This is a genomic window from Micromonospora sp. NBC_00858, from assembly GCF_045207365.1.
Taxonomy (GTDB): domain Bacteria; phylum Actinomycetota; class Actinomycetes; order Mycobacteriales; family Micromonosporaceae; genus Micromonospora.
The window spans coordinates 3057452-3081509 of the sequence record NZ_CP108828.1 but is presented as its reverse complement, the minus strand read 5'-3'; the positions used below and the strand labels follow the sequence as shown (position 1 = coordinate 3081509).

Below are 24058 nucleotides of genomic sequence, written 5' to 3'. Positions count from 1 at the left end.
AGAAACCATGACCCGACGACTGACGGCCGCGCTGTCGGCGCTCCTGCTCACCGTCCTCCCACTGGCCGGGACGCCCGCCTCCGCAGCCGCCCCGCGCGCCGCCGCCCAGGTGCTGACCTGGACCGCCGACGACGACATCACCCGCTACAAGTCCGCACCCGCCCAGGCGGTTGCCGGCGAAACCACGATCATCTGGGAGAACAGCACGGCCACCGGTAACACCACCGGGATGCCGCACACGCTGACCTTCGACACCACCACCGACGGCTACAACCACGACGTCACGCTGAACATCCTGGCCAACCCGTTCGACGTGAACAACGGACGGCACCAGGCGACCGTGACCCTGACCCCGGGCCGCTACCGCTACTTCTGCTCGATCCCCGGCCACAGCCAGATGGTCGGCGAACTGGTGGTCACCGACGGCGGCGGAGGCGACACCACCCCGCCGGCGGTGACGGCCGCCGTTTCGGGCGACCGCGACGGGGACGGCAACTACGTCGGTGTGGCAACGGTGACCGTCACGGCCACCGACGCCGGATCGGGCGTGGAAACCGTCGAGTACCAGGTCGACGACACCAGCTTCCTGCCTTACACGCAGCCGGTGCAGGTCACCGCGATCGGCGACCACTCGGTGCAGTTCCGCGCCACCGACCAGGCCGGCAACCTCAGTCCGGTCGGCTCGGTGTCGTTCCGGATCGTCGAGCCGGGGGAGGAGGACACCACCCCACCGGTGGTGACGGCCGCCCTGGCCGGAGCTCAGGACGGCGACGGCAACTACATCGGTACGGCCACCGCCACGCTGGCCGCCACCGACACGCAGTCCGGCGTCGCCACCATCGAGTACTCGCTGGACGGGGCCGCCTTCACCCCGTACGCCCAACCGATCGTGGTCGACGAGGTTGGGATGCACATGCTGCACTACCGGGCGACCGACGTCGCCGGGAACACCTCGGCCGAGCAGATGTCCCACTTCACCGTGGTCCCCCCGCCGGCCGAGGACACCACCCCACCCGTGGTCTCCGCCACGGTGACCGGCGAGCGGGACGACGACGGCGGGTACGTCGGCGGTGCGACCGTGACCGTCACGGCGACTGACGACGACTCGGGTGTGGCAAAGATCGAGTACGCGCTCGACACCGGCGCCTGGACCCCGTACGCCGGCCCGGTGTCCGTCCGGACCGCCGGAGCCCACACCCTGCGGTACCGGGCAACCGACGTCGCCGGGAACACGTCCACCGAGCAGTCGGCGACGTTCACCGTCGTGGCCGACGACACCGACACCTGCCCCGAGTCGGACACACGAGGCACGGTGATCATCGACGGCGACGACACCGGGGTGCCCAACGTCGACACCGGCGACGGCTGCACCATCAACGACCTGATCGCCGAACACGCCGACTACCCCGGGCACGCCGAATTCGTCCGGCATGTCGAAACGGTCACCACCGCGCTGGTGACCGCCGGCACGCTGAACCGTCGGCAGCAGGGCGCCATCGTCCGGGCCGCGGCCCGATCGGACATCGGCGCATGAGTCCTCAAACCTCATCGACAGGGAGTACAGCGATGCCCAGACGTACCGTCGCCAAGCTGGCCACCGTGACCGCCGTCGTCGCCGCCTCGGTGCTGGCGGTGGCCCCCAGCGCACACGCCGACCTGGTCACCTACTGCATCGGCACCGGCGGTGCGGTGACGGTGCCCAACGATCTGTACGTGCCGGCCGGCGAGTCTTGCGCGCTCACCGGCACCACGATCACCGGCAACGTCAACGTCGCCGCCGGCGGCAACCTGGTGGTCACCGGTGGCAACGTCAGCGGCGAGGTACGCGTCGCCGCGAACGGCTACCTGGACGCCACCGACACGACGATCAACGGGCAGGTGGTGCTGGCCGCCGGCGGATACGGCGCCTTCCTCAAGGACGCCCGGACCGGCAACGTGACCGTACGGCCGAAGGGCACCACGACCATCGACAGCTTCCTGTTCGTGGAGGAGTCGACGATCGCCGGGACCGTCAACGCCGGAGCCGGTGAGGTTCGGCTCGACCGCGGCACGCAGGTGGAACGTAACCTCAGCAGCACCGGCACCTACTACACCGACGTGCACGACTCGTTCGTCGACGGCACGCTGTCGGTGCTGAACAGCGCCACCGGCAGTGTGGTGTGCGGCAGCGCGGTCCGCGGCCGGGCGACCTTCGCCGGCAACCTGGGCGGCGTGCAACTCGGCCCGAACGGCAACCTCGACAGCTGCGCTTCGGGCGGCTACTGGGGCGGCGACGTCAGCATCACCAGCACCACCGGCGGTGTCACTGTCGACGACAACATCATCAACGGCCAGTTGACCGTGACGTCCAACAACCCGGCCGCCCAGGTGGCCGCGAACAACCGTATCCGCGGCGGCGTCACCGGTGACCAGGCGGCTGCGACCACCAACCGGTCGGCCCGAGCCGCGGCCGTCCCGGACCGGGAGGACGCCGGCGATCAGCGGGCGGAGACCCGCCGTACCGTGGCGGTGCAGGAGGCCACCGCGGCCGGCGACGCCCGGCTCTAGTTGATCGAACGCCCTGACGACACCGGGCCGGACGTCATGGGACGTCCGGCCCGGCGGCGGGGGAGGATCCAGTTGTCTGCTCGCGCAGCTGTGTCACCACAGTGCAGCATGGATCAGTTGCAGATGCTTCGGGCGTTGCGTACAAAGGCCTCCCGCGACATGATCTTCATCGTCTCGCGGCCCCTCGGTGCCAGCACCTCGTCCCGACCGATCCGGGCGAAGTCCGCGACAGTGAAGTCTACCGATATGCCGTCATGGCGACTTGACCCGCTGAGGCTGTATCTCACCTCGGGCTCGAGTTTGGTGAGCGGTTCGACATCGACGGCCATGCCTGCCTCCTCCGCAGGGATGTCGCGGATCTCGTCGACCTCAAAACCATCCGGCGGCTGGCCGAACAGGGGAACCTCCACAACCTCGCTCATCGGTGTGCCGCTTACGCCCCACGTGATCAACGGTCGTGCACTCGCGTCGTTCCTGTTGTCGTTCTCGAACACGCCGAGCTGAGAGAAAGCACCGTCGCAGGTGACGAGAACGCCGATCGGCTCGCCATCGTGGACAGCCAAAGCGACAACCGGCTCGTCGGGCGGACTGCAAGCCGCCAGGAGTCCGACTAGCGGAATCAGAATCCATGCACCCGCCTGTCTACGCATGGTTGCAGCATGCCCAGGTGGCATCACGCTCCGATCCCTTGGCGGTCACGATCGGCAGACAGTGTCGGCACCGAGCGGCCACCTGCCCCCGGGTAGGGACGACGTGGTGGCTTGCCTGCCGTCCCTACCATCCAGGCCATGACGTACGAGCCGATGCTTGTGCCCGACCGGAAACCCAACCGGACGACCCGTACCGTTCTGATCGTTGTTGGCGCGGTGCTGTTGGTGTGTTGTCTCGGTGGTGTGTGTGGCGGCTTCTGGCTCTTCCGCACCGTCAACAACGCGGTCGGGCCGGCTCGCGAGGCCACTGCCGCGTACCTGGACGACGTGCAGGCCGGCAACTACCCGGGTGCCTACGGCCGGCTGTGTGAGAAGGTGCGCGACGGCATGCCGCAGGAGGAGTACACCCGGATCCAGTCCGCGCAACTGAAGATCAGAAGCTACGAGATCACCGGTGCGTCGGTCTCCAACTACAACGGCCGGGTCAGCGGGGCCGTCACCGTTCAGATGGTTCAGGAGACGGGCGGGCGGTTCACGCAAACCGTTCCACTGGCCAAGGAACGCGGTGAGTGGCGCGTCTGCCAATGAATGGCCACGATGTGCGGCGCGCTGAACCGCGGTGAGCCGTGCCGTCAGTTGGCGGTGACGGTGTAGAAGGCGCTGGGGTCCGCAGCGAGAGACGCCTTGACGTTGGCGCTCCACTCGTCGGCGACGACTTCGAGTTTGCCGGCCTCGACGCCGTCGAGGGCGGCGCGGACAACCGCGGCAGGGTCGACCTTGTCGCCGTCATAGCCGGCCGACATGTCGGTGTCGGCGCTGCCCAGGTGCAGTCCGGTGACGAGGGTGCCCTGGCCGGCCAGTTCGATCCGGATTCCGTTGGTCAGGCTCCATTCGGCGGCCTTCGCCGCGCCGTAGGCGTTGGTCCCGTCGTACGAGAACCACGACAACGCGGAGAGGACGTTGAGGATCCCGCCGCCGCCGTTGCCGGCGAGCACCGGCGCGAACGCCCGCACCATGCTGAGGGTGCCGTAGAAGTGGGTGTCCATCTCCGACCGGATCTTGCTCAGGTCGCCGGTGACGAGGTTGGTCCAGGTGGAGATCCCGGCGTTGTTGATCAGCAGGGTCACATCGGAGGCGGCCGCCGCCGCGTCCTCGACCGACCGTGGGTCGGTGATGTCCAGTCGGAGCTTCTCGACGCCGGGAACGTCGATCCGTTCCGGGTGGCGGGCCGTGGCGTACACCTTCGTCGCGCCGCGCTCCAGGAGTTGTCGGTGAAGTGCCGACCGATGCCACGGTTGGCGCCGGTAACCAGCGCGATCGAACCAGCGATCTGCATGATTGCCTCCAGGTGGATTCGAGGTAGTTCGGTACACGGGCTACGCTAAAACCTGACGTAGACGTGAGATGCAAGCCGTGTGGCCGGCGTCACTACCAGCGGGAGGGGCCGTGCGAATTGGCGAACTCGCCACCAGGACCAGCGTGTCAGTACGGGCCCTGCGCTACTACGAGGAGCAGGCACTCCTGATCCCGGAACGCAGCAGCGGAGGCCAGCGCCACTACGACGACCGCGCGATCGAGCGGGTTCACCTGATCCAGATGCTGTACGCATCCGGGCTGTCCAGCAGGACCATCCTGGACCTCCTGCCCTGCGTCGACGCGAAGGTCAACACCCCGGAGTCCCGCGCCATGCTGAACGCCGAGCGCGAGCGCATCGACCAGCAGATCAACCAACTCCTGCAGGCCAGGGATCGGCTCGACGCGGTCATTGTTCTCAGCCAGAGCCCGGCCAGCGGTTGCACCAGGATGGAAACCGCACCTGCGTAGCACGCGAGGCGAAGCCCGTGCCGTCCCGCGTCCTCGATGCGGCGATTCGTACCCTCGGCCGGCGGGGAAATCGCGTGCCCACCGACGCGGTCATGAGTAGCGTGCCCCCGTGCCTACTACCCGCCTACGCCCACCCTTCACCGCCGACGAGCGAAGCCAGCTGGTCGGTTGGCTGGAGATGCAGCGCGCGATCATTCGCTGGAAGTGCGAAGGACTGTCGGAGACGGACGCCCATCGCGCGGTCCTACCGGCCTCGCCCCTGATGACGATGGCGGGTCTCGTCTCCCACCTGCGGTGGACCGAACATTGCTGGTTCGAGGTCCTCTTTCTGGGCCGCCCGGCTGAGGGGCCGCAATTCGTGGACGAGCCGGAGGACGCCGACATGAGGGTCGACGGCGTTCCGCTCGCCCAACTGCTTGAGGAGTACGACCGGCAGTGCGCGGTGTCCAACGACATCGTCGCCGCCCACTCCCTGGACGACGTCGGCCGGCACCCGGACTTCCGGTCCGCGGCCGCCAGCCTGCGCTGGATGCTGATCCACATGATCGAGGAGACCGCCCGGCACGCAGGTCACGCCGACACGATCCGGGAGCTGCTCGACGGCGAGAAGGGCTACTTCTGACCGATTGGGTGGCGGCGACGCTGGGCCTACGGTTGTCGACATGATGGTGCGTACGCGCTGGAGGATGCCCCACTCACCGGAGGTGCTGTGGCCCGCGCTCTGCGACTCGCGCCTTGAGCTGCAACCCCGGTGCCCGGTGTTCTACCTGGGTACGCCCCGGCCGACGACGTGCCGGCTGCCCGATGGTCCCGGTGAGGTGGGCGCGGCCCGACAGTGCGTCTCGGAGCAGGGTGTGGTGCGGCAGCGGATCACCCTCTGGGAGCCACCGAGCCGGTTGGCGTTCCACATGGAGTCGACGGACCTCTACTTCCACCGTTTCGTCGACCATCTCGGGGATCTGTTCGAGCTGGAGCCGGCCGGTGCCGGCACGAGGGTCACCCGGACGACGACGGTGACGGTCCGCGGGCTCGGCCGTGTCGCGGTGGAGCCGGCGCTCTGGTTCGGGTTGAAGTCGGTACACCGCTTCGTGTTCCGGAACTGGCAGAAGATGGCGTTGTCACCCCCCGCCGCGGTGTGACGCTCCCGCACCGGCAGGGCCCCCATGGTGCGAGCGCCCTCGGCCATGTTCGGGCCATCGGGACTCAGGCGGTCAGGGGCGCGGCCTCCGGTTGCCGGTCGGCTGGTGCCTGGTCGAGTGCGCGGCGGTGGACGCCGCGCGTCAGCAGGTAGCCGACCATCCAGAATTCGCCGATGGTCGCGGGTACGACCAGAGCGTCAGCGACGCCCTGTGCGTCAGGGGCGAGGTATCCGATGAATGCGCTGAGCAGGTATCCGATGCCGCCGCCGACGAGGATCCAGCCGAGCGGGCGGGGCATCCAGTTCGAGCGGAGCACGCAGCGTCCCATGGGGATGAGCCACAGGCCGAAGAACAGCCCTCCGACGCCCCACAGGTTGCCGCTGGTCAGGTAGAGGACCTGGACGGTGGCCGCCGCGTCCCCCACGGGGTCGAGCGCGATGTCGACCGCCGTGGCGAGCAGTGCTGCGCTGACGAGGACCACGACCGCGTTGATGAGGCCGAACGCGGCGATGGCGCCGGCGGCACGTGGGTCTGCGGTGCGGAACAGCCGGTAGAACCATGCGGCGGCGAGGGCCTGGGTGACGACGATGAGCAGTTCGAAGGCGACGCCGACGCGCGCGAGTGTTTCGTGCTGGACCAGATTGGCGAGCGTCGCGTTGGGGTCGTCGGCATTGAAGAGTCGCGACCGGATGAGCAGAAAGCCGAGTGCGCCGCTGATGGCGAGGGCGAGGTAGAGCAGCCCGGTCACGCGGGCGGTACGGATCAGCGCGGGCATTGGGGCTCCTTGGGGCCGTATCGGCTCGTGGAGGTGGTCGCGCTCCGGCCACCGACCTTACGATGTAAGGCAACCATACGATGTAAGGTGCTGGCAAGAGGTGGGGGACAGGTGGCAGCGAAGGCAATTCGACAACCGCTCAGTCGTGAGCGCGTGCTGGCAGCGGCGGTCGCACTGGCGGACGCTGAGGGGATTCAGGCGCTGACGATGCGCCGCCTCGCTGCCGATCTCGGCGTCGAGGCCATGTCGCTCTACCATCACCTGCCCGCCAAGGAGGCCCTCCTCGACGGCGTCGTGGAGACCGTGGTCGCTGAGATCGTTGCCGCTGTTGGTCGTATCTCCACGAACGATGGCGATGGAGACTGGCGAGGGTGGTTGCGCCGGCAGTTCCTCGCGGCGCGTCAGATCATGCTTCGTCACCCGTGGATGCCCGGACTGTTGGGCTCGCGACGGACCATCCCCGTCGGCCTGTACGCGTACTACGACGGGATCGTGGGCACCCTGGTCGATGCCGGGTTCTCGCACCTCCTCGCGCACCGGGCGTTGCACGCGTTCGGCAGTCTGCCTCTCGGGTTCGCGCAGGAGATCTTCAGCCCGGCGTCGGCGGGCGGGAGCCTGGAGGCCGACGTCGCGGAGGCGGACCTGGCCGCCATGGCCGAGGCGCTACCGCACCTGACGGCCATGGTGGCATCCGAGATCCACGACGTCACCGACCCCATGCTCGGTTGGTGCGACAGTCAGACCGAGTTCGAGTTCACGCTCGACCTGCTCCTGGACGGGCTGGAACGCCTCCGCGGCTGAGGGCCGAACACTGTCGGCCGCGGCGAGCCCGCGCTCGTGGAGGCGAACTCGCCGCTCCGCCCGGCCGATCGGTGACGCCGATCAGAAGTCGTCGACGTTCACCGTCACGCGATGCTCGCTGGACTTCCAGTTGGGCACGTTGACCGCGTCGAACCCGCCGCCGCGTTGACCGACCGTGATCCGCACGATCCCGAGGTGTGCCGGCGTGGCCGGGATGAACAGGTCCATGCCGGTGATGAAGGTCTGGCTGAAGAACTCCGGCAGCGGCGCGGTCAGGTCGGTGACACCGTCGCTGCCGTCGTCGAACGCGAAGATGCCGATCGTCCGCTTGACGCGCGGTGTGTTCGCCGGGTTCAGGACATCCCGACCGTTGATCCATAGGTTGTCGCCAGCGTCACCCTGGTCGCCCCACCACTCCTTCTGCCGCTGGATGATCAGCGCCGTGTGCCGGTCGCTGGTGTCGACCAGCGCGCCGAGCCCCTCGCCCGGCCGGCTGGTCGCCAGGCGTACGAACGAGTCGGACCGCAGGAACGGCTGGAAGTAGAAGTGGTGCGTCGCCGCGCCAGCGCGCACGATCGCGAACTCGTACCGGGCTGTGGCGAGCACCGGGAACGGTCCGAACGAGCCGTCGCCGCTCAGGGGCACCCGATGCGCGGGCCGGTTCGACAGCCGACCGCCCGTGAGGGAGCTGACCGGGTAGACCTCAAGCGTCGCGTCGGTGACGCCGACGTTGCTCGGGAAGAGCGCCGCGCGGCCGGAGACCTGCGCGGTGCCGAACAGTTGGGGCACGATCCGCGTTGTCCTGGGAGCGCGGCCCTGGAAGAACCGGAAGATCTCGCTGAATGACTCCGGCGACGACACGGTCTGCGTGTGGGACTGGTTCGGGAAGTACACGTTGGTCGCGCCCACGACGGCCCGCGCCGGGTCGCCCTCGCCCCAGATCGCGAGCGTGGGTACGCCTCCCGGTGGTGACGCCGCGGTTCGTCCGTCCAGGTTGACGTAGTGCGCGACGCGGGCGGCACGCGCCGGTGAGCTGTTGAGGTAGCCCTGCATGACGAAGGTGCCCAGGGAGTGCGCGAGCAGGTCCACCTTGTCCGCGCCGCTCGCCGCCAGCAGCCGGGAGATCCGCGCGTCCATCCCCGCGTACACCTGGGGCAGGATCGTGGCGATGTTCGGCGAGTCGTACTCGTGCGCCTCGATGATGTCTAGCGGGTAGCCGTCGCTGGCCAGGCGCTTGGCCTGGGACTGGAACTGTGACGCCGCACCGGCGTTGCCGTGCACGAAGACCACTGGACGGTACGACGAAGTGGCGGCAGCCCCGGCGGCGAGCGGAACGCCAGCGACGGACATTCCGGCGGCGAGCGCAAGCCCGGTCATCAGGGAGAGCAATCTCCGGCGAGACGTGTGCATCGATCCTCCACCTCGGTCGACAAAGTTTATGCACTAGGAGCGCAAGTATCGTGTCAGGGTGGTGGCCGGTCGTCCATACCGCGCGTGCAGCCCTCCGACAATCGCCCGACAGGGTCGCGTGCAGCCGCCGTAGCCGGGTGTGCGATGGGATTACCATCGCCGCCCGGCCGGGCGGGCCAGCGATGGGCGTCTGTGCAACGATCGTCGGGCGTCATGCCGAACGGCCGTCCACCGGTCTCTCCGCGCACCAGTCGCGGCAGGCACGGCAGAGGGCGCCTCACCTCGTACCCCTTGGAGAGCACGATGTCCCTCTCCCCGGCCCGGGTCTTCGCCGCGTTGAACGCCGTGCGACCCCCCGACCAGGCGCTCCCGATCCTGGACAAGGCCGTCGTGGTCGGCGGCAGTATCGCCGGCATGCTGGCAGCGCGGGTGTTGTCCGACTACGCCGAGAGCGTGGTCATCCTCGACCGCGACGACCTACAGACGGCCGGCGAGCGGCCCGGCGTGCCACAGGGGACGCAACTGCACGCGTTGCTGCCCGGCGGCTTCCTCCAGTTCGAGCAGCTGTTTCCGGGATTCCGCGAACAGGCACTGGCCCAGGGGGCGATCGAGGCTCCACCCGCGGCCCGGCGGAACTACCTCGACGGCCGCCTGAAGGTTGTCGTTCCCAACGACGCCGACAGCCTGGCGGGCAGCCGGCCTCTCCTGGAGAGGCTGATCCGTGAGCAGGTGCTTCGACTGCCCAACGTCAAGGTGGTCACCGCCCGCGCCACGGGTCTGATGTTCGACGGTGCCGAGGTCACCGGGGTCCGCTACGACGTCGATGGGGTGCCCGGCGTCGAGGGCGGTGATCTTGTGGTGGATGCCATGGGGCGTTCGAGCAGGCTCTCCGAGTGGCTGGGGCAGGCCGGCTGGGAGCGGCCCGTCACGCGGCGGATGACCGTGCACCTGAACTACGCGACCGCCCTGTTTCGCCGCCACGAGGCGAACCCCGATGCGGCGGTCGTCCTGGCAGTGCACAGCCCGGAGATGTCGTCGGATGTCGCCGGCGCGGCATTCTTCGCCATCGAGGGTGACCGGTGGATGGCCATGATGGTCGGGTACGGGGACAGCCGCCCGGGGCGTACCGCGGAGGACTTCGTGCGCCGGCTGCGGGACCAGTTCCCGCCGGAGTTCGGCGAGGTCGCCGCAAACGAGATGCTCGGCGACGTCCAGACCTACCGCCATGCCGACAGCCGGCGACGGGACTTTCATGCGGTGAAGCGGTTCCCGGCCCGGCTCGTCAGCGTTGGCGACGCCGTCGCGTCGTTCAACCCGGTGTACGGGCAGGGGATGACGGCGGCGGCCCTGCACGCGGCCTGTTTGTCGACGTACCTGAGGACGAACCCGGACCTGAGCGTGCCCGCGCGCCAGTACCTCGCCCTGCAGAAGATCGTGGTCGACGCTGCCTGGTCGTTGTCGACCTCCGCCGACCTGGCGCTGCCCCACGTCGACGGGCCCTACCCACGTGGCTACCGGGTCTCCAGTTGGGCCAGCAGGCAGATCATCGCGGCGACGGTCACCGACGTGACGATTGCGCGGCGGTTCAACGAGGTCGTCTCGTTGCGGGAACATCCGCGTTCGCTGGCGTCACCCGGCGTGATTCTGGGCGCCCTGCGCGCCAACCGGCGAGCGCGCTGATCGGAGCGTTATCGCGGGAGCTTGCGAAGGATGTCGACGACGAAGCGGTGGTCGTCCAGTTGCGGAAGACCGGAGACACCCACCCAGCCCACCACGCCGGTGCCGCGGACGCGCAGCGGCACCGCACCTCCGGCGGCCGCGTACCGGGAGGCCGGCAGGCCGTACTTCTCCGTCAGCGTCGTCTGCTTGTCCTGGCACAGCCGGGCCATGTACAGCGACGAGTGCTCGAACCGCATCACCACGCGTCCCTTGCGGCGCAGCCACGCGTCGTTGTCCAGGGTCGAACCAGGCAGGCCGCAGTGGAAGAGCTGACGCCCGGCCCGCCACACACCCACCGCGACCGGGAGCCGCTGCTCGCTCGCGGCGGCGACGGCCAGCATGCCCAACTCGTACGCGTCGGTCTCCGACAGGCCCGGCAGCTCCAGCTCGATCTCCTCACGCTGCAGCTCGTCCAACGTCGGCCACGCGTCACGGTCAGATGGCATGCGTACCTTCTCCTCATCGAGTGGCGGCCGCCCGGGTGTGGGTAGGGCCGCGTGTGCGTACCTGGTGATTGTCGCAAACCCGCTGGACGCGCCGTGGCGGGTGGAAGCGCCGATCACCAGGCGCAGGGCGCGTAGTCCTTCAGGAAGCAGCCGTAGAGGTCTTCGCCCTGCTCGCCACGGACGATCGGGTCGTACACCCGGGCGGCTCCGTCGACCAGGTCCAGCGGGGCGTGGAAGCCCTCGTCCGCCAGTCGCATCTTCGTCGGGTGGGGTCGCTCATCGGTGATCCAGCCGGTGTCGACGCTGGTCATCAGGATGCCGTCGGTCAGCATCTCCTGGGCGCTGGTCCGGGTCAGCATGTTCAGCGCGGCCTTGGCCATGTTGGTGTGCGGATGCCCCGGCCCCTTGTACCCGCGGCCGAACTGCCCCTCCATCGCCGACACGTTCACCACATACTTGCGGCGGGCCTTCGCTGCGGCCATCGCCGGTCGTAGCCGGCTGACCAGCATGAACGGCGCCGTCACGTTGCACAGCTGCACTTCGAGCAGCTCGACCGGGTCCACCTCGTGCACCCGCTGCACCCAGCTGTTGACCGAGTCAAGGTCCGGCACGAGACCGCCGGCGTCGATGGCCGTGGACGCCGCGATCCGCTCCGGTGAGGCGGAGCCGCTGGTCAACGCCAGTGCGGTGAGCGCGTGCGGGGTGAGCGCGGTCGACTGCGGCCCGGCGGTCAGGCTGCCCGCCGGCGCGCCCTGGCCTCCCGGCTTGGCGAACGTGATCAGCTCCGGCAGCGGGCCGTCCGGCAGGGCCGCGGCCTCTGCGGCGACGAGCTGTGCGTACGCCCCGGGCGAGCGGCGGACGGTCTGCGCCGCATTGTTGATCAGGATGTCGAGTGGACCCTGGCTGCTGACCGAATCGGCGAGGGCGATCACCTGGGCGGGGTCGCGCAGGTCGATCCCGACGATCCGCAGGCGGTGCAGCCAGTCCGCGCTGTCGGGCATCGCGGCGAACCGGCGGACCGCGTCGTGCGGGAACCGCGTGGTCACCGTGGTGTGCGCGCCGTCACGCAGCAGCCGCAGCGCGATGTACATGCCGATCTTCGCCCGGCCGCCGGTGAGCAACGCCCGCCGGCCGGTCAGGTCGGTGCGGGCGTCCCGGCGCTCACGGTTGAGCGCGGCGCAGGAAGGGCAGAGCTGGTGATAGAAGGCGTCCACCTCGCGGTATCGCTGCTTGCAGACGTAGCAGCCGCGCGGATTGTGCAGGAGCCCGGCCGTGGCACTCGCGGTGGGAGAGGCGAGCGGGATGCCCTGGGTCTCGTCGTCGATCCGGCCGGGGGCACCGGTGGCGGTGGCGGCCGTCACGGCGCGGTCGGCTGCCGCGATGGCGTCGCGCCGCTCCTCGCGTCGCCGCTGCTTGATCACCTTGTAGAGCTTCGCGGTGGCCCGCTGCACCCGCACCACGTCGGGGTGATCGGGAGGCAGGGCCTCCAACGCTTCGAAGACGCTGAGACAGGTCTCCAGCCGGCTCCGGTCAATCGCGTGCTGACCGTTTTCGGTAATGTTGTCCGCCGTCATACGTCTCTGTCTCGTCCCGTTCCTGTACCGGATTCCGCCCGGCCCACCTCACGTCCGACCAGGAACTGTACGCACCGTGCGGCCTCCGACGCATCCCGCGCCGCTTTGTCGGCCAGCCTCACCTGAGGATCGGTCCGCACGGCACTCTGGTCACCGGTGGGCCCGCGGAGGCCGGCAGCGTCGGCTCTGCCTGAGCAGTGCGTCGATCTGGGCGCCGAGTTGGTCCGGATGGCGTACCGGGGCGGGAAACCCCAGCCGGATGTCCCGGTCGCAGCTCAGCAGTTCGAGTCGTAGCACGAGGCCGTGGCGGTCCAGCCGCACCGGGCGGACCATGCGGACGCCGTGCAACTGGTGGGGATCCACCAGCCGGCACAGTCGTTCGACCGTGTGCGGGTGGTGATGGTCGAGGTGGCACAACAGCTCGGCTTCGGTGGCGGCCAGCGGGTCGGGCTGGGCAGTGGTGAAGTCGGTCGGGTCGATCGCGGTGGTGCCCTCGCTGGTGGTCAACTCGGCGGTGGCGAGGTCGAGAACGGTCACCAGTTGGTTGTCCTCGGCGTCACAGTCGATGGTGTCGGCCGGGCTCAGCCAGCCGGTGAGCGTGCCGCGTGCCCGGACCCGGTCGCGTACCGGGGTGGGTGCCAGGTCGGTCACCTCGATCATCGCCACCGTTTCCCGCTGGTGCGCGATGTCCTGCGCCATGCGGCAGCCTGCCGGCAGCTCGACCCGTACCCGCCCGTCGCCGGTGACGGAGTGCCGGCCGGCGATGTCCGCCCGATAGCCCGGTGTGTGCAGGCCCAGGGACTGGGCGGCGACGAGCATCGATCGGAGCCGGCTTGCCGGGCTGTCTGTCGCGTCCGTCATGTCGGTCGGCTGGTTGCTCAACCCGATCACCTCCTAATAAGGTAAGGCTTACCTTAGTTGAGAGGTGAAGGATGAATCAGACCCGCCCCAAGGTCAAGCGCTCCCGCGCGTTGGGCATCGCCCTGACTCCGAAGTGCGTGCGGTACTTCGAACGCCGTCCGTTCCCGCCGGGTCAGCACGGCCGTGCCCGCCGTACCACCAGTGACTACAAGGTCCGCCTGTTGGAGAAGCAGCGCCTCAAGGCGCAGTACGACCTGCACGAGGGCCAGCTACGGCGCGCGTTCGACCGGGCCGTACGCCGGCCGGGCAAGACCGGTGAGGAGTTGATCGTCGACCTGGAGACCCGGCTCGACGCGCTGGTGCTGCGGGCAGGTTTCGCGCGCACGATCTATCAGGCCCGCCAGGTCGTCACCCACCAGCACCTCACAGTGAACGGTCGTCGGCTGGACCGGCCGTCGGCACGGCTGAGCCCCGGCGACGTCATCGCGGTGGCGGACCGGAGCCGGGGCAAGGCCCCGTTCGTCGTGGCGGCGGCCGGGGCGCACGCCCCGGAGCGTCCCGCGCCGTATCTGGAGGTCGACCTGACCGGTCTGACCGCACGCCTGGTCCGGGTTCCGCTGCGGACGGAGGTTCCGATCCTCTGCGACGAGCAACTCGTCGTCGAGTACTACTCGCGCTGACCACTCGGGCCGGTCCGCAGCCCCGGCGTCGGCCAGCGGTGCCGGCCGGCCCGTGGTGCTGCCGCCAACCAACGGCAGCTTCGACTACCAGATCGGCGGCGCCTACGAGCCGGACGTGGGTGTGACCATCGTCGAGCGGGACCACTCCGGTGTGCCCTCGGGCGCCGCCTACAACATCTGCTACGTCAACGCCTTCCAAACCCAGCCGGAGGCTGCGGCGTGGTGGAAGGCGGAACACCGCGACCTGTTGCTGAAGGCGGCGGACGGCTCGTATGTCGAGGATCCAGAATGGCCGGGCGAGATTCTGTTGGACACCACGACGCCGGCGCGCCGGACCGCCATCGCCGGCGTCGTTCAAGGCTGGATGGACGAGTGCGCGGCGAAGGGGTTCCGGGCGGTCGAGCCGGACAACCTCGACTCCTGGACGCGGTCCGGCGACCGGTTGACCCACGACCACAACATGGCGCTGGCGCGGTTGCTGGTCGAACATGCTCACGACGCGGGGCTGGCGGTGGCGCAGAAGAACACGCCGGAGCTGGCGCCGTATGGCCGCGACCAGATCGGCTTCGACTTCGCCGTGGTCGAGGAGTGCCAGCACCACGACGAGTGCCAGAGCTACACCGACGCGTACGGTGACCATCTGATCGAGATCGAGTACACCGACAACCCGGTGGGCGCGTACCTCCGGGCCTGCGCCACTCGCGGTGCCCGGATCTCCGTCATCCTGCGCGACCGTGACGTCGTTCCCCTCGGACGCCAGGGCTACCACTACGAGCGGTGCTGACCGTCGCGCGCCTGAAGCGCCATGGTCAGCGGCCCGGTCACACCGAGCCGACGAACTAGCTGACGTGGTAGGCGGTGCTGCGGCCGTCCGGCGTACGCGTCCACTTCGAGACCATCAGGTGCAGGTCGTTGGCGTTGCGGCTCGACCAGGGATGGATGAACCCGCCGTAGAGAGCGGGCTCCTGCCAGCTCGTCACCTGGATCTTCTCCGCCGTCCACGCCCGGTCGGGGCCGGAGGCGGTCCGGGTGACCACGCAGCCGGTCTGGCAGTTCAGGTACGACATCACCCAGGTGCCATCACTCAGGCGACGGACCGACGGCTCGCCGAAGCGGCCGGTGAGAATGGGTGTGCAGGGCCGCCCCCAGCCCCAGTTCGCGCCGTTCCAGCCCCATCCCTCATACGATTCGGGGTAGAACAGCCGGTCCCACCGGACGCGACGCAGCATCATCGGGCCGTCCTGGCGCCCTGATCGCACCGAGAAGACGTAGACGTGGTCACCATCCCGCTGCATGGTCCACATCTGGAACGGGTCCTTGTTGTCGGAGCTGTTCCACCACTTGAGCGGCGTACGGATGAAGTCGTTGCCGTTGTCGGAGTAGGCCAGCCCCGCGTAGCGCGACTTCCAGTGCGGTCCCGCCGGGCCGGCGGAGTTCCAGTTCTCGATGCTCATGTAGGAGATGAGCTGCCGGCCCGTCTCGGGAAAGCCGATGCCGTCGTTCGGGATGACGGTCACCTCCGGAAGACCGTCGATGCCGATGCCATGGTGGCCGTTGTGCATCAGTTCCGGCGCGCGTCCGTTGCCGGCGACCCGTGCCGCGCTGTCGAAGACCACGCCGCCCGGCGCGCCCGGGTGGACGGCGGAGCGCAACATGACCGGTGATCGCCAGTCGTTCGGCAGGGGCGGGCCCTCCGGCCACGGTGTGTCGAAGGTGTCGCCGAAGAGGTAGCCGATCGACCCGTTCTCCAGCACGTAGGGAATGCCCAGGTCCGTGCCGGCGACCCGCCACCGGCTGTTGGTGTCGAGGTCCGCGCCGGTCAACCGCTTCTTCCACACCGCCGCCTGGGCCGGACCGGCGGTCGTCAGGACGGCGCCGGCGCCACCGAGTGCGCCGACCGCGCCAACTGCGGCGACGCGACCGATGAACGAGCGGCGACGCATACCCATGGTCGTCCTTCCCGGCGGCAGGACATCGATTGCCGGCGAGTTAACCTGCGACAGTGGCGGATGTCAATGCCTGACCTTCATCGCCATCACAATGAAGGAAATCTTCAGATGACATTGACGGCGATCATCGATTTGGTGGCACTCTCAGCATTCGACACCGGCGACGTCTACGAAGAAACCGCCCTCTGACCACAACGAGAACGCCGGGGGCATCCAGTACTACCGCTTCGCCACGCCGGCTGACCGCGGGCGTCCCGGCCAGGCCGGAACCCCCGCGGTCAGCCGATGGCTACGAGACCCTGCCGTCGGCCGCTGACTGGTCAGGGTGCCCAGGGAGCGGCGATGTTCCAGGTGCTGTCCGCGGCCCACAACGTCGGCGTGTTGTACGCGTCGCCGCCGGTGCCGTTGCTGAGCCAGACCTCCGAGTTGTAGTGCCGCAGGTACCTGCCCCGGAAGTTGTACGACTCCAGCGACACCCCCGTGCCGGTCAGGCCCACCCGTGCGCACCAGATGGCGTCGGCGCGCGTGAGCGCGGAGCCGTCGTTCGGCGAGTTGCGTACCCGGGACGCCTGATGGCGCAGGTACTGCCCCGGATAGTTGACCGACTCGAACGAGTAGCAGTTGGTGTCGGCCAGGCCGGGCCGGATGGTGTAGGTGGCATCGTTCTTGAGCAGGTCCGGGCTGCCGGCGTCGACCACCTCGGTGTAGGCCAGGCTGTCCTGGTGGCGCAGGTACCGGTTGGTGTAGCCGGGCGTCGTCACCTGCAACGACCGCCGGGTGTTGACCGGGAGCGCGACGGGTGCCGAGCTGCCGATGGTCTTCGACGCGTTGATCAGTGCGGTGTTGGCGGCACGGACGCGGGCCTGATCCATCTTGATCACCTGGCGGTCATAGGTGAGGAAACCGTTCAGCTCGCCCTCCAGGTCGGTGATCTCCGTGTAGACCGAGGCGCTGAGTCCCTTGCCGAGCATCAGGTTCTGGGTGCCCTGCACCAGCCCCACGTAGCGGTCCGTGAGCGCGGTCGAGCTGGTCTGCCACTCGTAGGCGAAGAATTCGCCGTTCGGGCTGTACTCGTGGCCCGGGGTGTGGATGCCCAGGCCGCCGAACTCGCCGAGCGCGGCGACGCGGCTGTTCGACGGTACCGGGGAGTCCGGTCCGAGGTAGACGTGCCAGTCGTCGATGTCGCCGTTACCGGGGTTGCCGAGGGACTGGCAGCAGTTGTGGCCGCTGTGTGGGTTGACCAGGCGGGTCGGGTCCTGGTTCTTGATGTTCTGCGCGACCCGACGGGTGTCGGCCAGGGCCCGTTCACCCCAGCCCTCGTTGTACGGCGTGTATTCGATGACGGCGGGGGAGCTGCGGTGCTCGTCGACGATCTCGCGTGCCTCGGTCTCGAACTGTGCCTGCTGCGCGTCGGTGGGGTTGATGTCCTGCGCCGTCATCGACGGGATGTCCTGCCAGACCAGCAGGCCGAGCCGGTCGGCGTGGTAGAACCAGCGCTGCGGTTCGACCTTGATGTGCTTGCGCACCATGTTGAAGCCGAGGTCCTTGTGCTTCTGCAGGTCGAAGGCGAGCGCGGCGTCGGTCGGCGCGGTGTACAGCCCGTCCGGCCAGAAGCCCTGGTCGAGGGTGCCGACCTGGAACACGAACTGACCGTTGAGTTTGGGACGCAGCACCCCGTTCACCAGGCCGGTGGTGATCTCGCGCATGCCGAAGTAGTGCGTGGTCCGGTCGACGGCGGCACCGCCGGCGTTGCGCAGGGTGATCCGGAGGTTGTAGAGGAACGGGTCGTCGGGTGACCAGCGGCGGGCGTTGGGTACCGGCACGCTGAAGTCGGTGAAGCCGCCGGTGGCGGTGCCGACCACGGTGTTTCCGTTCAACGCCTCGGCGAGCACACTGTGGCCGCTGACGTCGCCCCGGGTGAAGACCCGCACCCGCAGGGTGTTGTTGCTCAGGTTGGGGTAGACGTCCACGCTGCTGATCGAGGCCGTGGACACCGGCTCCATCCACACTGTCTGCCAGATGCCGGAGCTGGGCGTGTAGAAGATCCCGCCGGGTTGCTTGGTCTGCTTGCCGATCGGGGGCAGGCTGCCGTTCTGCCGGGTGTCGGTGGGGTCCCACACCTTGACGACGATCTCGTTGGCTCCACTGGTGAGCTGCGGGGTCACGTCGAAGGTGAAGGCGTCGTAGCCACCGGAGTGCGCTCCGACGCGGACGCCGTTGACCCAGACGGTGCTCTGCCAGTCGACCGCGCCGAAGTGCAGCAGCGTCCGCCGGCCGGACCAGTTCGGCGGGATGGTGACGGTGCGTCGGTAGAACAGGTAGTTGCGGTTGTCGTTGGCGGCCCGCTGAATGCCGGAGAGGGCGCTCTCCACCGGGAACGGCACGTTGACCCGCTCGGGCAGGTTGGTGTTGAACTGCGGGGCGTCGTCGGTGGCGGACTGGCGTAGCTGCCACTCGCCGTTGAGGTTGAGCCAGTCCGGCCGGGTCATCTGCGGTCGCGGGTACTCCGGCAGTGGCGTGCCGAGCAACGCCTGGTTGGTCCACGGGGTGGTCAGCGGCGGCGTTTTGGGCGGTACGGCGTGGGCTGGCGGCGCCGGCGCGGCGAGGACGCCGGCGATCAGCGCGAGGATGAGCAGCAGGGGCAGGGCGGGGCGGATGGGGACGTGACGTGTCATGCCGTCTCCGAGGGGCGAGTCGCCGCGGGCGGTGCAGCTGGGCCCGAAGCGCGTTGGCGGTGGGCATCGGGTGGTCACTCGACCGGGGGCGGGCCTCATCGACAGATGTCCGTGGGATTTCCATCAGCAAGCAACGGCAATCATATTGACATCCATCACCACCTGTTTAACGTTATAGAGGCACGGCGGACGTCCCGTCAATCCTTGCCAGCCGCCGGTGGCACCCGGAAGGGTCGGTGGATGGGCGTCAGCCTGAAGGACATCGCCGAGCGCGCCGGCGTCTCGCTGGCCACGGTCTCCAACGTGGTCAACGGGTACCGACCGGTGGGGGAGCAGACCCGGCAGCGGGTGCAGCAGGCGATCGACGAACTCGGTTACAGCCCCAACCTGAGCGCCCGGCACCTCCGCCGGGGGCGTACCGGCCTGATCGCCCTGGCCATTCCGGAGTTGAACAATCCCTACTTCGCCGAGCTCGCCGAGATCGCCATCCGGGAAGCCGCCGGGCTCGGCTACACACTCCTTATGGAGAACACCGCCGCGGACCGGGACGCGGAGCTGCTGCTCCTCGACGGCTCCCGGCGACACATCATCGACGGCCTGATCTTCAGTCCGGTGCGGATCGGTCGGGAAGAGGTGCTGGCCCGGACCGCCGACCGCCCGCTCGTGCTGATCGGCGAGGGCGTCTACGACGTACCGCACGACCACATCGCCATCGACAACGTCGCCGCGGGTCACGCGGCCATCCAGCATCTGGTGGCGATCGGACGCCGCCGGATCGCGTTCATCGGCGCTGCTCCGGGTGGCGACAGGCAGTCGGCGCACCTGCGCATGCGCGGCTACCGGGAGGCCCTGGAGGCAGCCGGCCTGCCGTTCCGCCCGTGGCTGGTCGCCCGTACCGACGAGTTCGGCCGGCTGGACGGCAGGAGGGCCATGCGTGACCTGCTCGCCCTCGGTGAGCCCCCGGACGCGGTCTTCGGCTACAACGACCTGATCGCCATCGGCGCGCTCCGGGCCTTGACCGAGGCCGGTTGCCGGGTGCCGGAGGACGTCGCGGTGATCGGCATCGACGACATCGAGGAGGGACGGTTCAGCACCCCGACCCTCACCACCATCGCGCCGGACAAGGAGGAGATCGGCCGGCTCGCGGTGCGCCGCCTGGTCGCCCGGATCGAGGGCACAGAGGTCGCGGCACCGCTGACCGTGCAGACGCCGTTCCGCCTGATCCGCCGGGAGAGCACCGGTACACCAGGCGCGTGACGACCAGGCGTTTCCCCATCAGGCCGGCGGTGCGTAGCGGCAGCTTCCGGCGTGTTCAGCGAGGTCAGGTGCCCCATTTCAGTGACATCCGTGAGAGTCTGACCTCGCTCCGCAGCTCGACGTACCCCGCCGTGCTCCGTCACCTTGCTCGGCGGGGGCTCAACCGGACGGCCGGTGGTTGGCGCGCTCATCCCGCGCCGAACTCCGCCTGCCCACCGTCAATAACCGGAGGAACCCCGCTATGAAACCGTATCCCGCCCGGCGCTGGCTTGCCGGGTTGGCCGTCGTCGGCGCGCTCCTGACCGCGTCCACGGGCATCCCCGCTGCTGCCGAGGCACCTGCTGCTGCCGCGGCACCGGCCGCTGACGTCGCGATCTACGCCAACAGTGTCACCGTCGCCCCGGACGGCCCGCAGAAATGGGTGGAGCTCAACCCGGTCGGCAGCCGGCGTCCCAGCGCCTACACGGTGCGGGTGGACCGCAGTGCGGTTGCCGCGTTCGCCGACGTCGAGGAGGAAGGCGAACGTGCCTGCACGACGGAGGGTGCCATCATCACCTGCACGGGCGACGACAAGCCGGACTCCACGGACCTGCTCAGCCTGCGTGTGACGGCTCGCGCGGGTGCCGAGGTGGGTCAGCGAGGCGAACTGCTGTTCACCGTCACCGTGCCCGGCGTGGGCACCGGAACCTACCGCTCCACCGTCGCCATCGGCGAGGGCGTCGACCTCGCCACCGAGTCCGAGTTGTCGCTCGACGGCACGCTCGGCTCGTCGGTCACCGTACCGCTCAGGGTGGCGAACGCTGGTACCAAGACCGTCAACGGGGCAGTGCTGTACGTGTTCGGCTCCTACGGGTTCACGCCGTCCAAGCGGTACGAGAACTGCGAGTACAGCGACAGCGTCACCGAGATGAGCGGCTTTGCCTGCACGTTCGACGATTCGCTGGCACCCGGTGCGGCGGTCGGCGTGGACCCGACGTTCGGCGGAACGATCCCTGCCGACAGTTGGGCGCCGAACCGGCACCTCAGCTGGGCCTTCTGGTTCACCCCCGCCGACTGGGCGGAGTTCCGTAACCAGTACCGGCCGGAAGGGCCGCTGGGCCCCAAGGGGACCGACCCGGCTCTGAAGCTGGTGCCGGTCAGCGGCGCACAGGCCCGCTCGCTCGGGCAGACCGACACTGAGTCCGTCAACAACGACACCACGGTGACGCTGACCGTGGCCGGCGACCAGCGCGCCGACGCCGCCGCGGTGGGCGCCACCGTCACCGGTGCGGTCGGCGCCACCGTCCCGATGACCGTCGGCTACACCAACAACGGCCCCGCGCGCGCCGGAGCCGACGGCCAGCAGGGGCTCGCCATCGCGACCATGGTGACCCTTCCCGTGGGCGTCACCGCGGTCACCGTGTCGAAGTCCTGCGTCGACCCGACGGAGGAGGAATGGCTGCCGGGCAAGCCAGGCGCGCGGCACTACGAGTGCACGGCCGGCCACACGATCGCCCGCGGCGAGCGGGCGACGTTCGAGTTCGGACTGCGGATCGACCGGCCCGGCAGCCAGTCCGGCACGGTGAAGCTGTACACCTACTCCGGCGACGGCCCGCTCAAGGACCTGAACCCCGCCAACGACAGCGCGAAGATCATGGTCAACCCGGCCGGCGGCGGGGGCGGTTCGCTGCCGATCACCGGTGCCTCCACTGGGCTGATCGCCGGCCTCGGCGGCCTACTGATCGCCCTTGGCGTGGGCGGCTACCTCCTGTCCCGCCGTCGGCACACCCGTTTCGCCGCCTGATCGACCGCGCCTCCACCGGTGCCCCGCCGACCCTGGTCGGCGGGGCACCATCGTCGTGCGTGCGGGTGACCGGGTGGTCCCGCCGTGCGGTCGTCGGCGTGAGCTGGCGAAAGGGAAGGGGTGGACGGAAACCCGGGTGCTACCGGCGGACCGATCCGCTATGGTCCGCGGATGGATCTTGAAATCGTGACGGTCGCGCAGCGGCCCGAACTGGCGCCGCTGCTCGACGACTTCGACGGTGCCTGGCCGGAGTTCATGAGCTGGGATCCGATGGCATCGCTGTACTACGCGGTGGCCGACAGGCTGTACCCGGAGTTCGTTCTCCTCGCCGTCGACCCCGCTGAGCCGGACCGGGCGGTGGCGCGTGCCTACAGCGTGCCGCTGTCCTGGACCGAGGAACGGCTGCCGCCGGGCGGATGGGATCGGATCGTGCAGCGGGCGACGATCAACCGCCTCGCCGGCACGTCGGCGAACACCGTGTCGGCGCTGGAGATCTGCGTCCGTCCCGAGGCCCGCGGCCGAGGCCTGTCCGCTCGGATGCTCGACGCGATGCGCGAGAACACCCGCCGGCTTGGCTACCACACCCTGGTCGCCCCGGTACGCCCCAGTGGCAAGCACGAGGTTCCCGACGAGCCGATGGAGCGGTACGCCTTCCGTGTCCGCGACGACGGCCTGCCGGTGGACCCGTGGTTGCGTACGCACGTGCGCGCTGGCGGGAGGATCGAGTCGGTGGCGCCACGGTCGATGACCATCCCGGGCACGCTGCAGGAGTGGCGGCGGTGGACCGGTCTGCCGTTCGACCGCACCGGCCAGGTGCACGTGCCGGGTGCGCTCGTCCCGGTCTGGTGCGACGTGGAACATGACCACGGCGTCTACGTCGAGCCGAACGTGTGGGTCCGCCACCAACTCTGACCCGTCACCGCGATCCATAGCGTCGGCAGTAGGACCCAGAGGGGATGTCCTGTCTGATCCATTGATATCAATATGATGACCGCAATCTCGAATCGGGTGCGCTCACGAGGCGTGCCTTCCTGATGCGGAGGAATGCATGGTTCGCTGGCGTACCCTCACTGGCCTGTTGGCCACCGTGTTGGCCGCGGTGACCGCGGGCAACCTGGCTCTCGCGGCGCCGGCGGCCGCGGCCGACAGCCCCATCACGCCGAACGTTGTCGGTGGCACCCGCGCCGCCCAGGGCGAGTTCCCGTTCATGGTGCGGCTCTCGATGGGGTGCGGTGGGGCCCTGTACAGCGCGCGGTTGGTGCTCACCGCGGCGCACTGCGTGGGTGCCACCGGCACCAACACCAGCATCACCGCGACGCTCGGGACGGTCGACCTCCAGTCGTCCAGCCGGATCACCGTCCGGTCGAACTACGTCTACCGGGCTCCCGGCTACAACGGCAGCGGCAGGGACTGGGCGCTGATCCGGCTGGCCACCCCCGTCACCGGGCTGAGCACGCTGAAGATCGCCAACACGACCGCCTACGACACCGGCACCTTCACCGTCGCCGGCTGGGGCGCCGCACGCGAGGGTGGGGCGCAGCAGCGGTACCTGCTCAAGGCGACCGTCCCGTTCGTCAGCGACTCCGTCTGCAACTCCAACTACGGCGGCGATCTCATCCCCGCACAGGAAATCTGCGCCGGCTACGCCAGCGGTGGCGTGGACACCTGCCAGGGTGACTCGGGCGGCCCGATGTTCCGCCGCGACGCCAACAACGCCTGGATCCAGGTCGGCATCGTCAGCTGGGGCAACGGCTGCGCGCGACCCAACTACCCCGGGGTCTACACCCAGGTGAGCTACTTCGCCTCGACCATCGCCTCGGCCGCAGCAAGCCTCGGCGGCTGATCGTACGACCGATCGGGCGGCCCGGCCGGCGACGGCCCGGGCCGCCCGCGTGTGCTCGGAGCAATGACTGTGGTGGATATCGTGGTTACGGTCGTGGGTGAGGTTTCCCGACCACCTGAGGAGCG

23 protein-coding genes and 1 pseudogene are annotated in these 24058 nt (G+C 69.1%); 15 read left to right on the top strand and 9 right to left on the bottom strand.

All coding sequences use genetic code 11. The features are described 5' to 3' along the window. The first annotated feature begins 7 nt into the window (after window positions 1-7). On the top strand, window positions 8-1534 hold the full coding sequence (locus OG990_RS14420; RefSeq protein ID WP_406080900.1) for an OmpL47-type beta-barrel domain-containing protein: 1527 nt from the start codon (window positions 8-10) through the stop codon (window positions 1532-1534). A gap of 32 nt (window positions 1535-1566) precedes the next feature. Beyond that, window positions 1567-2547, top strand: a complete 981-nt coding sequence (locus OG990_RS14415; RefSeq protein WP_406080899.1) for a hypothetical protein — start codon at window positions 1567-1569, stop codon at window positions 2545-2547. A gap of 113 nt (window positions 2548-2660) precedes the next feature. Here the strand turns inward: OG990_RS14415 and OG990_RS14410 are convergent, their stop codons facing one another. Further along, complete coding sequence (locus OG990_RS14410; RefSeq protein WP_406080898.1) at window positions 2661-3197, bottom strand: hypothetical protein; 537 nt, start codon at window positions 3195-3197, stop codon at window positions 2661-2663. 138 nt (window positions 3198-3335) lie between these two features. Between OG990_RS14410 and OG990_RS14405 the strand changes: the two genes are divergently transcribed. Continuing rightward, on the top strand, window positions 3336-3785 hold the full coding sequence (locus OG990_RS14405) for a hypothetical protein (RefSeq protein ID WP_406080897.1): 450 nt from the start codon (window positions 3336-3338) through the stop codon (window positions 3783-3785). A gap of 44 nt (window positions 3786-3829) precedes the next feature. On the opposite strand, the pseudogene OG990_RS14400 reads toward OG990_RS14405, so the two are convergent. After that, a pseudogene (locus tag OG990_RS14400) lies at window positions 3830-4533 on the bottom strand (SDR family oxidoreductase). A gap of 110 nt (window positions 4534-4643) precedes the next feature. On the opposite strand from OG990_RS14400, the gene OG990_RS14395 reads away from it, so the two are divergent. The 3 genes from OG990_RS14395 to OG990_RS14385 all read left to right on the top strand — a co-directional run bounded on the left by OG990_RS14395 (window position 4644) and on the right by OG990_RS14385 (window position 6160). Then, the gene (locus OG990_RS14395) at window positions 4644-5021 is read left to right on the top strand and encodes a MerR family transcriptional regulator (RefSeq protein ID WP_406080895.1); all 378 of its coding nucleotides are present in this window, start codon (window positions 4644-4646) and stop codon (window positions 5019-5021) included. Between the two features lie 109 nt (window positions 5022-5130). Beyond that, on the top strand, window positions 5131-5643 hold the full coding sequence (locus OG990_RS14390; protein WP_328417740.1) for a DinB family protein: 513 nt from the start codon (window positions 5131-5133) through the stop codon (window positions 5641-5643). Between the two features lie 64 nt (window positions 5644-5707). Continuing rightward, the gene (locus OG990_RS14385) at window positions 5708-6160 is read left to right on the top strand and encodes an SRPBCC family protein (protein ID WP_406080893.1); all 453 of its coding nucleotides are present in this window, start codon (window positions 5708-5710) and stop codon (window positions 6158-6160) included. Window positions 6161-6224: 64 nt separating this feature from the next. Here OG990_RS14385 and OG990_RS14380 read toward each other — a convergent pair whose 3' ends face one another. Next, window positions 6225-6935, bottom strand: coding sequence for a DUF4386 domain-containing protein (locus tag OG990_RS14380; protein WP_386992337.1), 711 nt, complete (start codon window positions 6933-6935; stop codon window positions 6225-6227). Window positions 6936-7046: 111 nt separating this feature from the next. Between OG990_RS14380 and OG990_RS14375 the strand changes: the two genes are divergently transcribed. After that, on the top strand, window positions 7047-7736 hold the full coding sequence (locus OG990_RS14375; RefSeq protein ID WP_406080891.1) for a TetR/AcrR family transcriptional regulator: 690 nt from the start codon (window positions 7047-7049) through the stop codon (window positions 7734-7736). 81 nt (window positions 7737-7817) lie between these two features. Here OG990_RS14375 and OG990_RS14370 read toward each other — a convergent pair whose 3' ends face one another. Continuing rightward, entirely contained in the window at window positions 7818-9146 is a 1329-nt protein-coding gene (locus OG990_RS14370; RefSeq protein WP_406080889.1) for an alpha/beta hydrolase, read from the bottom strand. A 303-nt stretch (window positions 9147-9449) separates the two neighbouring features. Here OG990_RS14370 and OG990_RS14365 point away from each other — a divergent pair, with 303 nt between their 5' ends. After that, window positions 9450-10826, top strand: a complete 1377-nt coding sequence (locus OG990_RS14365; RefSeq protein ID WP_406080887.1) for an FAD-dependent oxidoreductase — start codon at window positions 9450-9452, stop codon at window positions 10824-10826. A gap of 8 nt (window positions 10827-10834) precedes the next feature. Here OG990_RS14365 and OG990_RS14360 read toward each other — a convergent pair whose 3' ends face one another. The 3 genes from OG990_RS14360 to OG990_RS14350 all read right to left on the bottom strand — a co-directional run bounded on the left by OG990_RS14360 (window position 10835) and on the right by OG990_RS14350 (window position 13746). Continuing rightward, complete coding sequence (locus OG990_RS14360; protein ID WP_328417730.1) at window positions 10835-11311, bottom strand: heme-degrading domain-containing protein; 477 nt, start codon at window positions 11309-11311, stop codon at window positions 10835-10837. A 113-nt stretch (window positions 11312-11424) separates the two neighbouring features. Continuing rightward, the gene (locus OG990_RS14355; protein WP_406080886.1) at window positions 11425-12885 is read right to left on the bottom strand and encodes an SDR family NAD(P)-dependent oxidoreductase; all 1461 of its coding nucleotides are present in this window, start codon (window positions 12883-12885) and stop codon (window positions 11425-11427) included. Between the two features lie 150 nt (window positions 12886-13035). Then, window positions 13036-13746 carry a DUF2470 domain-containing protein gene (locus tag OG990_RS14350; protein WP_406081755.1) on the bottom strand — a complete coding sequence of 237 codons (711 nt, stop codon included), beginning with the start codon at window positions 13744-13746 and terminating at the stop codon, window positions 13036-13038. 71 nt (window positions 13747-13817) lie between these two features. On the opposite strand from OG990_RS14350, the gene rpsD reads away from it, so the two are divergent. Together rpsD and OG990_RS14340 are read left to right on the top strand one after the other, a co-directional pair. Continuing rightward, window positions 13818-14426, top strand: a complete 609-nt coding sequence (gene rpsD, locus OG990_RS14345) for a 30S ribosomal protein S4 (protein WP_406080884.1) — start codon at window positions 13818-13820, stop codon at window positions 14424-14426. A 52-nt stretch (window positions 14427-14478) separates the two neighbouring features. Further along, window positions 14479-15210 carry an endo alpha-1,4 polygalactosaminidase gene (locus OG990_RS14340; RefSeq protein WP_406080883.1) on the top strand — a complete coding sequence of 244 codons (732 nt, stop codon included), beginning with the start codon at window positions 14479-14481 and terminating at the stop codon, window positions 15208-15210. Window positions 15211-15265: 55 nt separating this feature from the next. Here OG990_RS14340 and OG990_RS14335 read toward each other — a convergent pair whose 3' ends face one another. Then, window positions 15266-16369 carry a DUF4185 domain-containing protein gene (locus tag OG990_RS14335; RefSeq protein ID WP_406081754.1) on the bottom strand — a complete coding sequence of 368 codons (1104 nt, stop codon included), beginning with the start codon at window positions 16367-16369 and terminating at the stop codon, window positions 15266-15268. A 66-nt stretch (window positions 16370-16435) separates the two neighbouring features. On the opposite strand from OG990_RS14335, the gene OG990_RS14330 reads away from it, so the two are divergent. Continuing rightward, window positions 16436-16564 carry a hypothetical protein gene (locus OG990_RS14330; protein ID WP_406080881.1) on the top strand — a complete coding sequence of 43 codons (129 nt, stop codon included), beginning with the start codon at window positions 16436-16438 and terminating at the stop codon, window positions 16562-16564. Between the two features lie 131 nt (window positions 16565-16695). Here OG990_RS14330 and OG990_RS14325 read toward each other — a convergent pair whose 3' ends face one another. Next, complete coding sequence (locus OG990_RS14325; protein ID WP_406080880.1) at window positions 16696-19050, bottom strand: AbfB domain-containing protein; 2355 nt, start codon at window positions 19048-19050, stop codon at window positions 16696-16698. A 240-nt stretch (window positions 19051-19290) separates the two neighbouring features. Here OG990_RS14325 and OG990_RS14320 point away from each other — a divergent pair, with 240 nt between their 5' ends. The 4 genes from OG990_RS14320 (at window position 19291) to OG990_RS14305 (ending at window position 23933) form a co-directional block, all read left to right on the top strand. Further along, window positions 19291-20307 (top strand): LacI family DNA-binding transcriptional regulator, encoded by a 1017-nt coding sequence (locus tag OG990_RS14320; RefSeq protein WP_406080879.1) that lies wholly within the window; start codon window positions 19291-19293, stop codon window positions 20305-20307. 241 nt (window positions 20308-20548) lie between these two features. Beyond that, window positions 20549-22090 (top strand): LPXTG cell wall anchor domain-containing protein, encoded by a 1542-nt coding sequence (locus OG990_RS14315; RefSeq protein ID WP_406080877.1) that lies wholly within the window; start codon window positions 20549-20551, stop codon window positions 22088-22090. Between the two features lie 171 nt (window positions 22091-22261). Beyond that, window positions 22262-23002 (top strand): N-acetyltransferase, encoded by a 741-nt coding sequence (locus OG990_RS14310; RefSeq protein WP_406080876.1) that lies wholly within the window; start codon window positions 22262-22264, stop codon window positions 23000-23002. Between the two features lie 136 nt (window positions 23003-23138). After that, a complete protein-coding gene (locus tag OG990_RS14305) occupies window positions 23139-23933 on the top strand; it encodes a S1 family peptidase (RefSeq protein WP_406080875.1) in 795 nt (264 codons plus the stop codon). Window positions 23934-24058: the final 125 nt, after the last annotated feature.

What these genes read in the sequence shown, in the direction of transcription:
- OG990_RS14420 (WP_406080900.1), top strand. Translation starts at nt 8, where the DNA reads ATGACCCGACGACTGACGGCCGCGCTGTCGGCGCTCCTGCTCACCGTC.
- OG990_RS14415 (WP_406080899.1), top strand. Translation starts at nt 1,567, where the DNA reads ATGCCCAGACGTACCGTCGCCAAGCTGGCCACCGTGACCGCCGTCGTC.
- OG990_RS14410 (WP_406080898.1), bottom strand. Translation starts at nt 3,197, where the DNA reads ATGCGTAGACAGGCGGGTGCATGGATTCTGATTCCGCTAGTCGGACTC.
- OG990_RS14405 (WP_406080897.1), top strand. Translation starts at nt 3,336, where the DNA reads ATGACGTACGAGCCGATGCTTGTGCCCGACCGGAAACCCAACCGGACG.
- OG990_RS14385 (WP_406080893.1), top strand. Translation starts at nt 5,708, where the DNA reads ATGCCCCACTCACCGGAGGTGCTGTGGCCCGCGCTCTGCGACTCGCGC.
- OG990_RS14380 (WP_386992337.1), bottom strand. Translation starts at nt 6,935, where the DNA reads ATGCCCGCGCTGATCCGTACCGCCCGCGTGACCGGGCTGCTCTACCTC.
- OG990_RS14370 (WP_406080889.1), bottom strand. Translation starts at nt 9,146, where the DNA reads ATGCACACGTCTCGCCGGAGATTGCTCTCCCTGATGACCGGGCTTGCG.
- OG990_RS14365 (WP_406080887.1), top strand. Translation starts at nt 9,450, where the DNA reads ATGTCCCTCTCCCCGGCCCGGGTCTTCGCCGCGTTGAACGCCGTGCGA.
- OG990_RS14360 (WP_328417730.1), bottom strand. Translation starts at nt 11,311, where the DNA reads ATGCCATCTGACCGTGACGCGTGGCCGACGTTGGACGAGCTGCAGCGT.
- OG990_RS14355 (WP_406080886.1), bottom strand. Translation starts at nt 12,885, where the DNA reads ATGACGGCGGACAACATTACCGAAAACGGTCAGCACGCGATTGACCGG.
- OG990_RS14350 (WP_406081755.1), bottom strand. Translation starts at nt 13,746, where the DNA reads ATGACGGACGCGACAGACAGCCCGGCAAGCCGGCTCCGATCGATGCTC.
- rpsD (WP_406080884.1), top strand. Translation starts at nt 13,818, where the DNA reads ATGAATCAGACCCGCCCCAAGGTCAAGCGCTCCCGCGCGTTGGGCATC.
- OG990_RS14335 (WP_406081754.1), bottom strand. Translation starts at nt 16,369, where the DNA reads ATGCGTCGCCGCTCGTTCATCGGTCGCGTCGCCGCAGTTGGCGCGGTC.
- OG990_RS14330 (WP_406080881.1), top strand. Translation starts at nt 16,436, where the DNA reads ATGTCAATGCCTGACCTTCATCGCCATCACAATGAAGGAAATCTTCAG.
- OG990_RS14325 (WP_406080880.1), bottom strand. Translation starts at nt 19,050, where the DNA reads ATGACACGTCACGTCCCCATCCGCCCCGCCCTGCCCCTGCTGCTCATC.
- OG990_RS14320 (WP_406080879.1), top strand. Translation starts at nt 19,291, where the DNA reads ATGGGCGTCAGCCTGAAGGACATCGCCGAGCGCGCCGGCGTCTCGCTG.
- OG990_RS14315 (WP_406080877.1), top strand. Translation starts at nt 20,549, where the DNA reads ATGAAACCGTATCCCGCCCGGCGCTGGCTTGCCGGGTTGGCCGTCGTC.
- OG990_RS14310 (WP_406080876.1), top strand. Translation starts at nt 22,262, where the DNA reads ATGGATCTTGAAATCGTGACGGTCGCGCAGCGGCCCGAACTGGCGCCG.
- OG990_RS14305 (WP_406080875.1), top strand. Translation starts at nt 23,139, where the DNA reads ATGGTTCGCTGGCGTACCCTCACTGGCCTGTTGGCCACCGTGTTGGCC.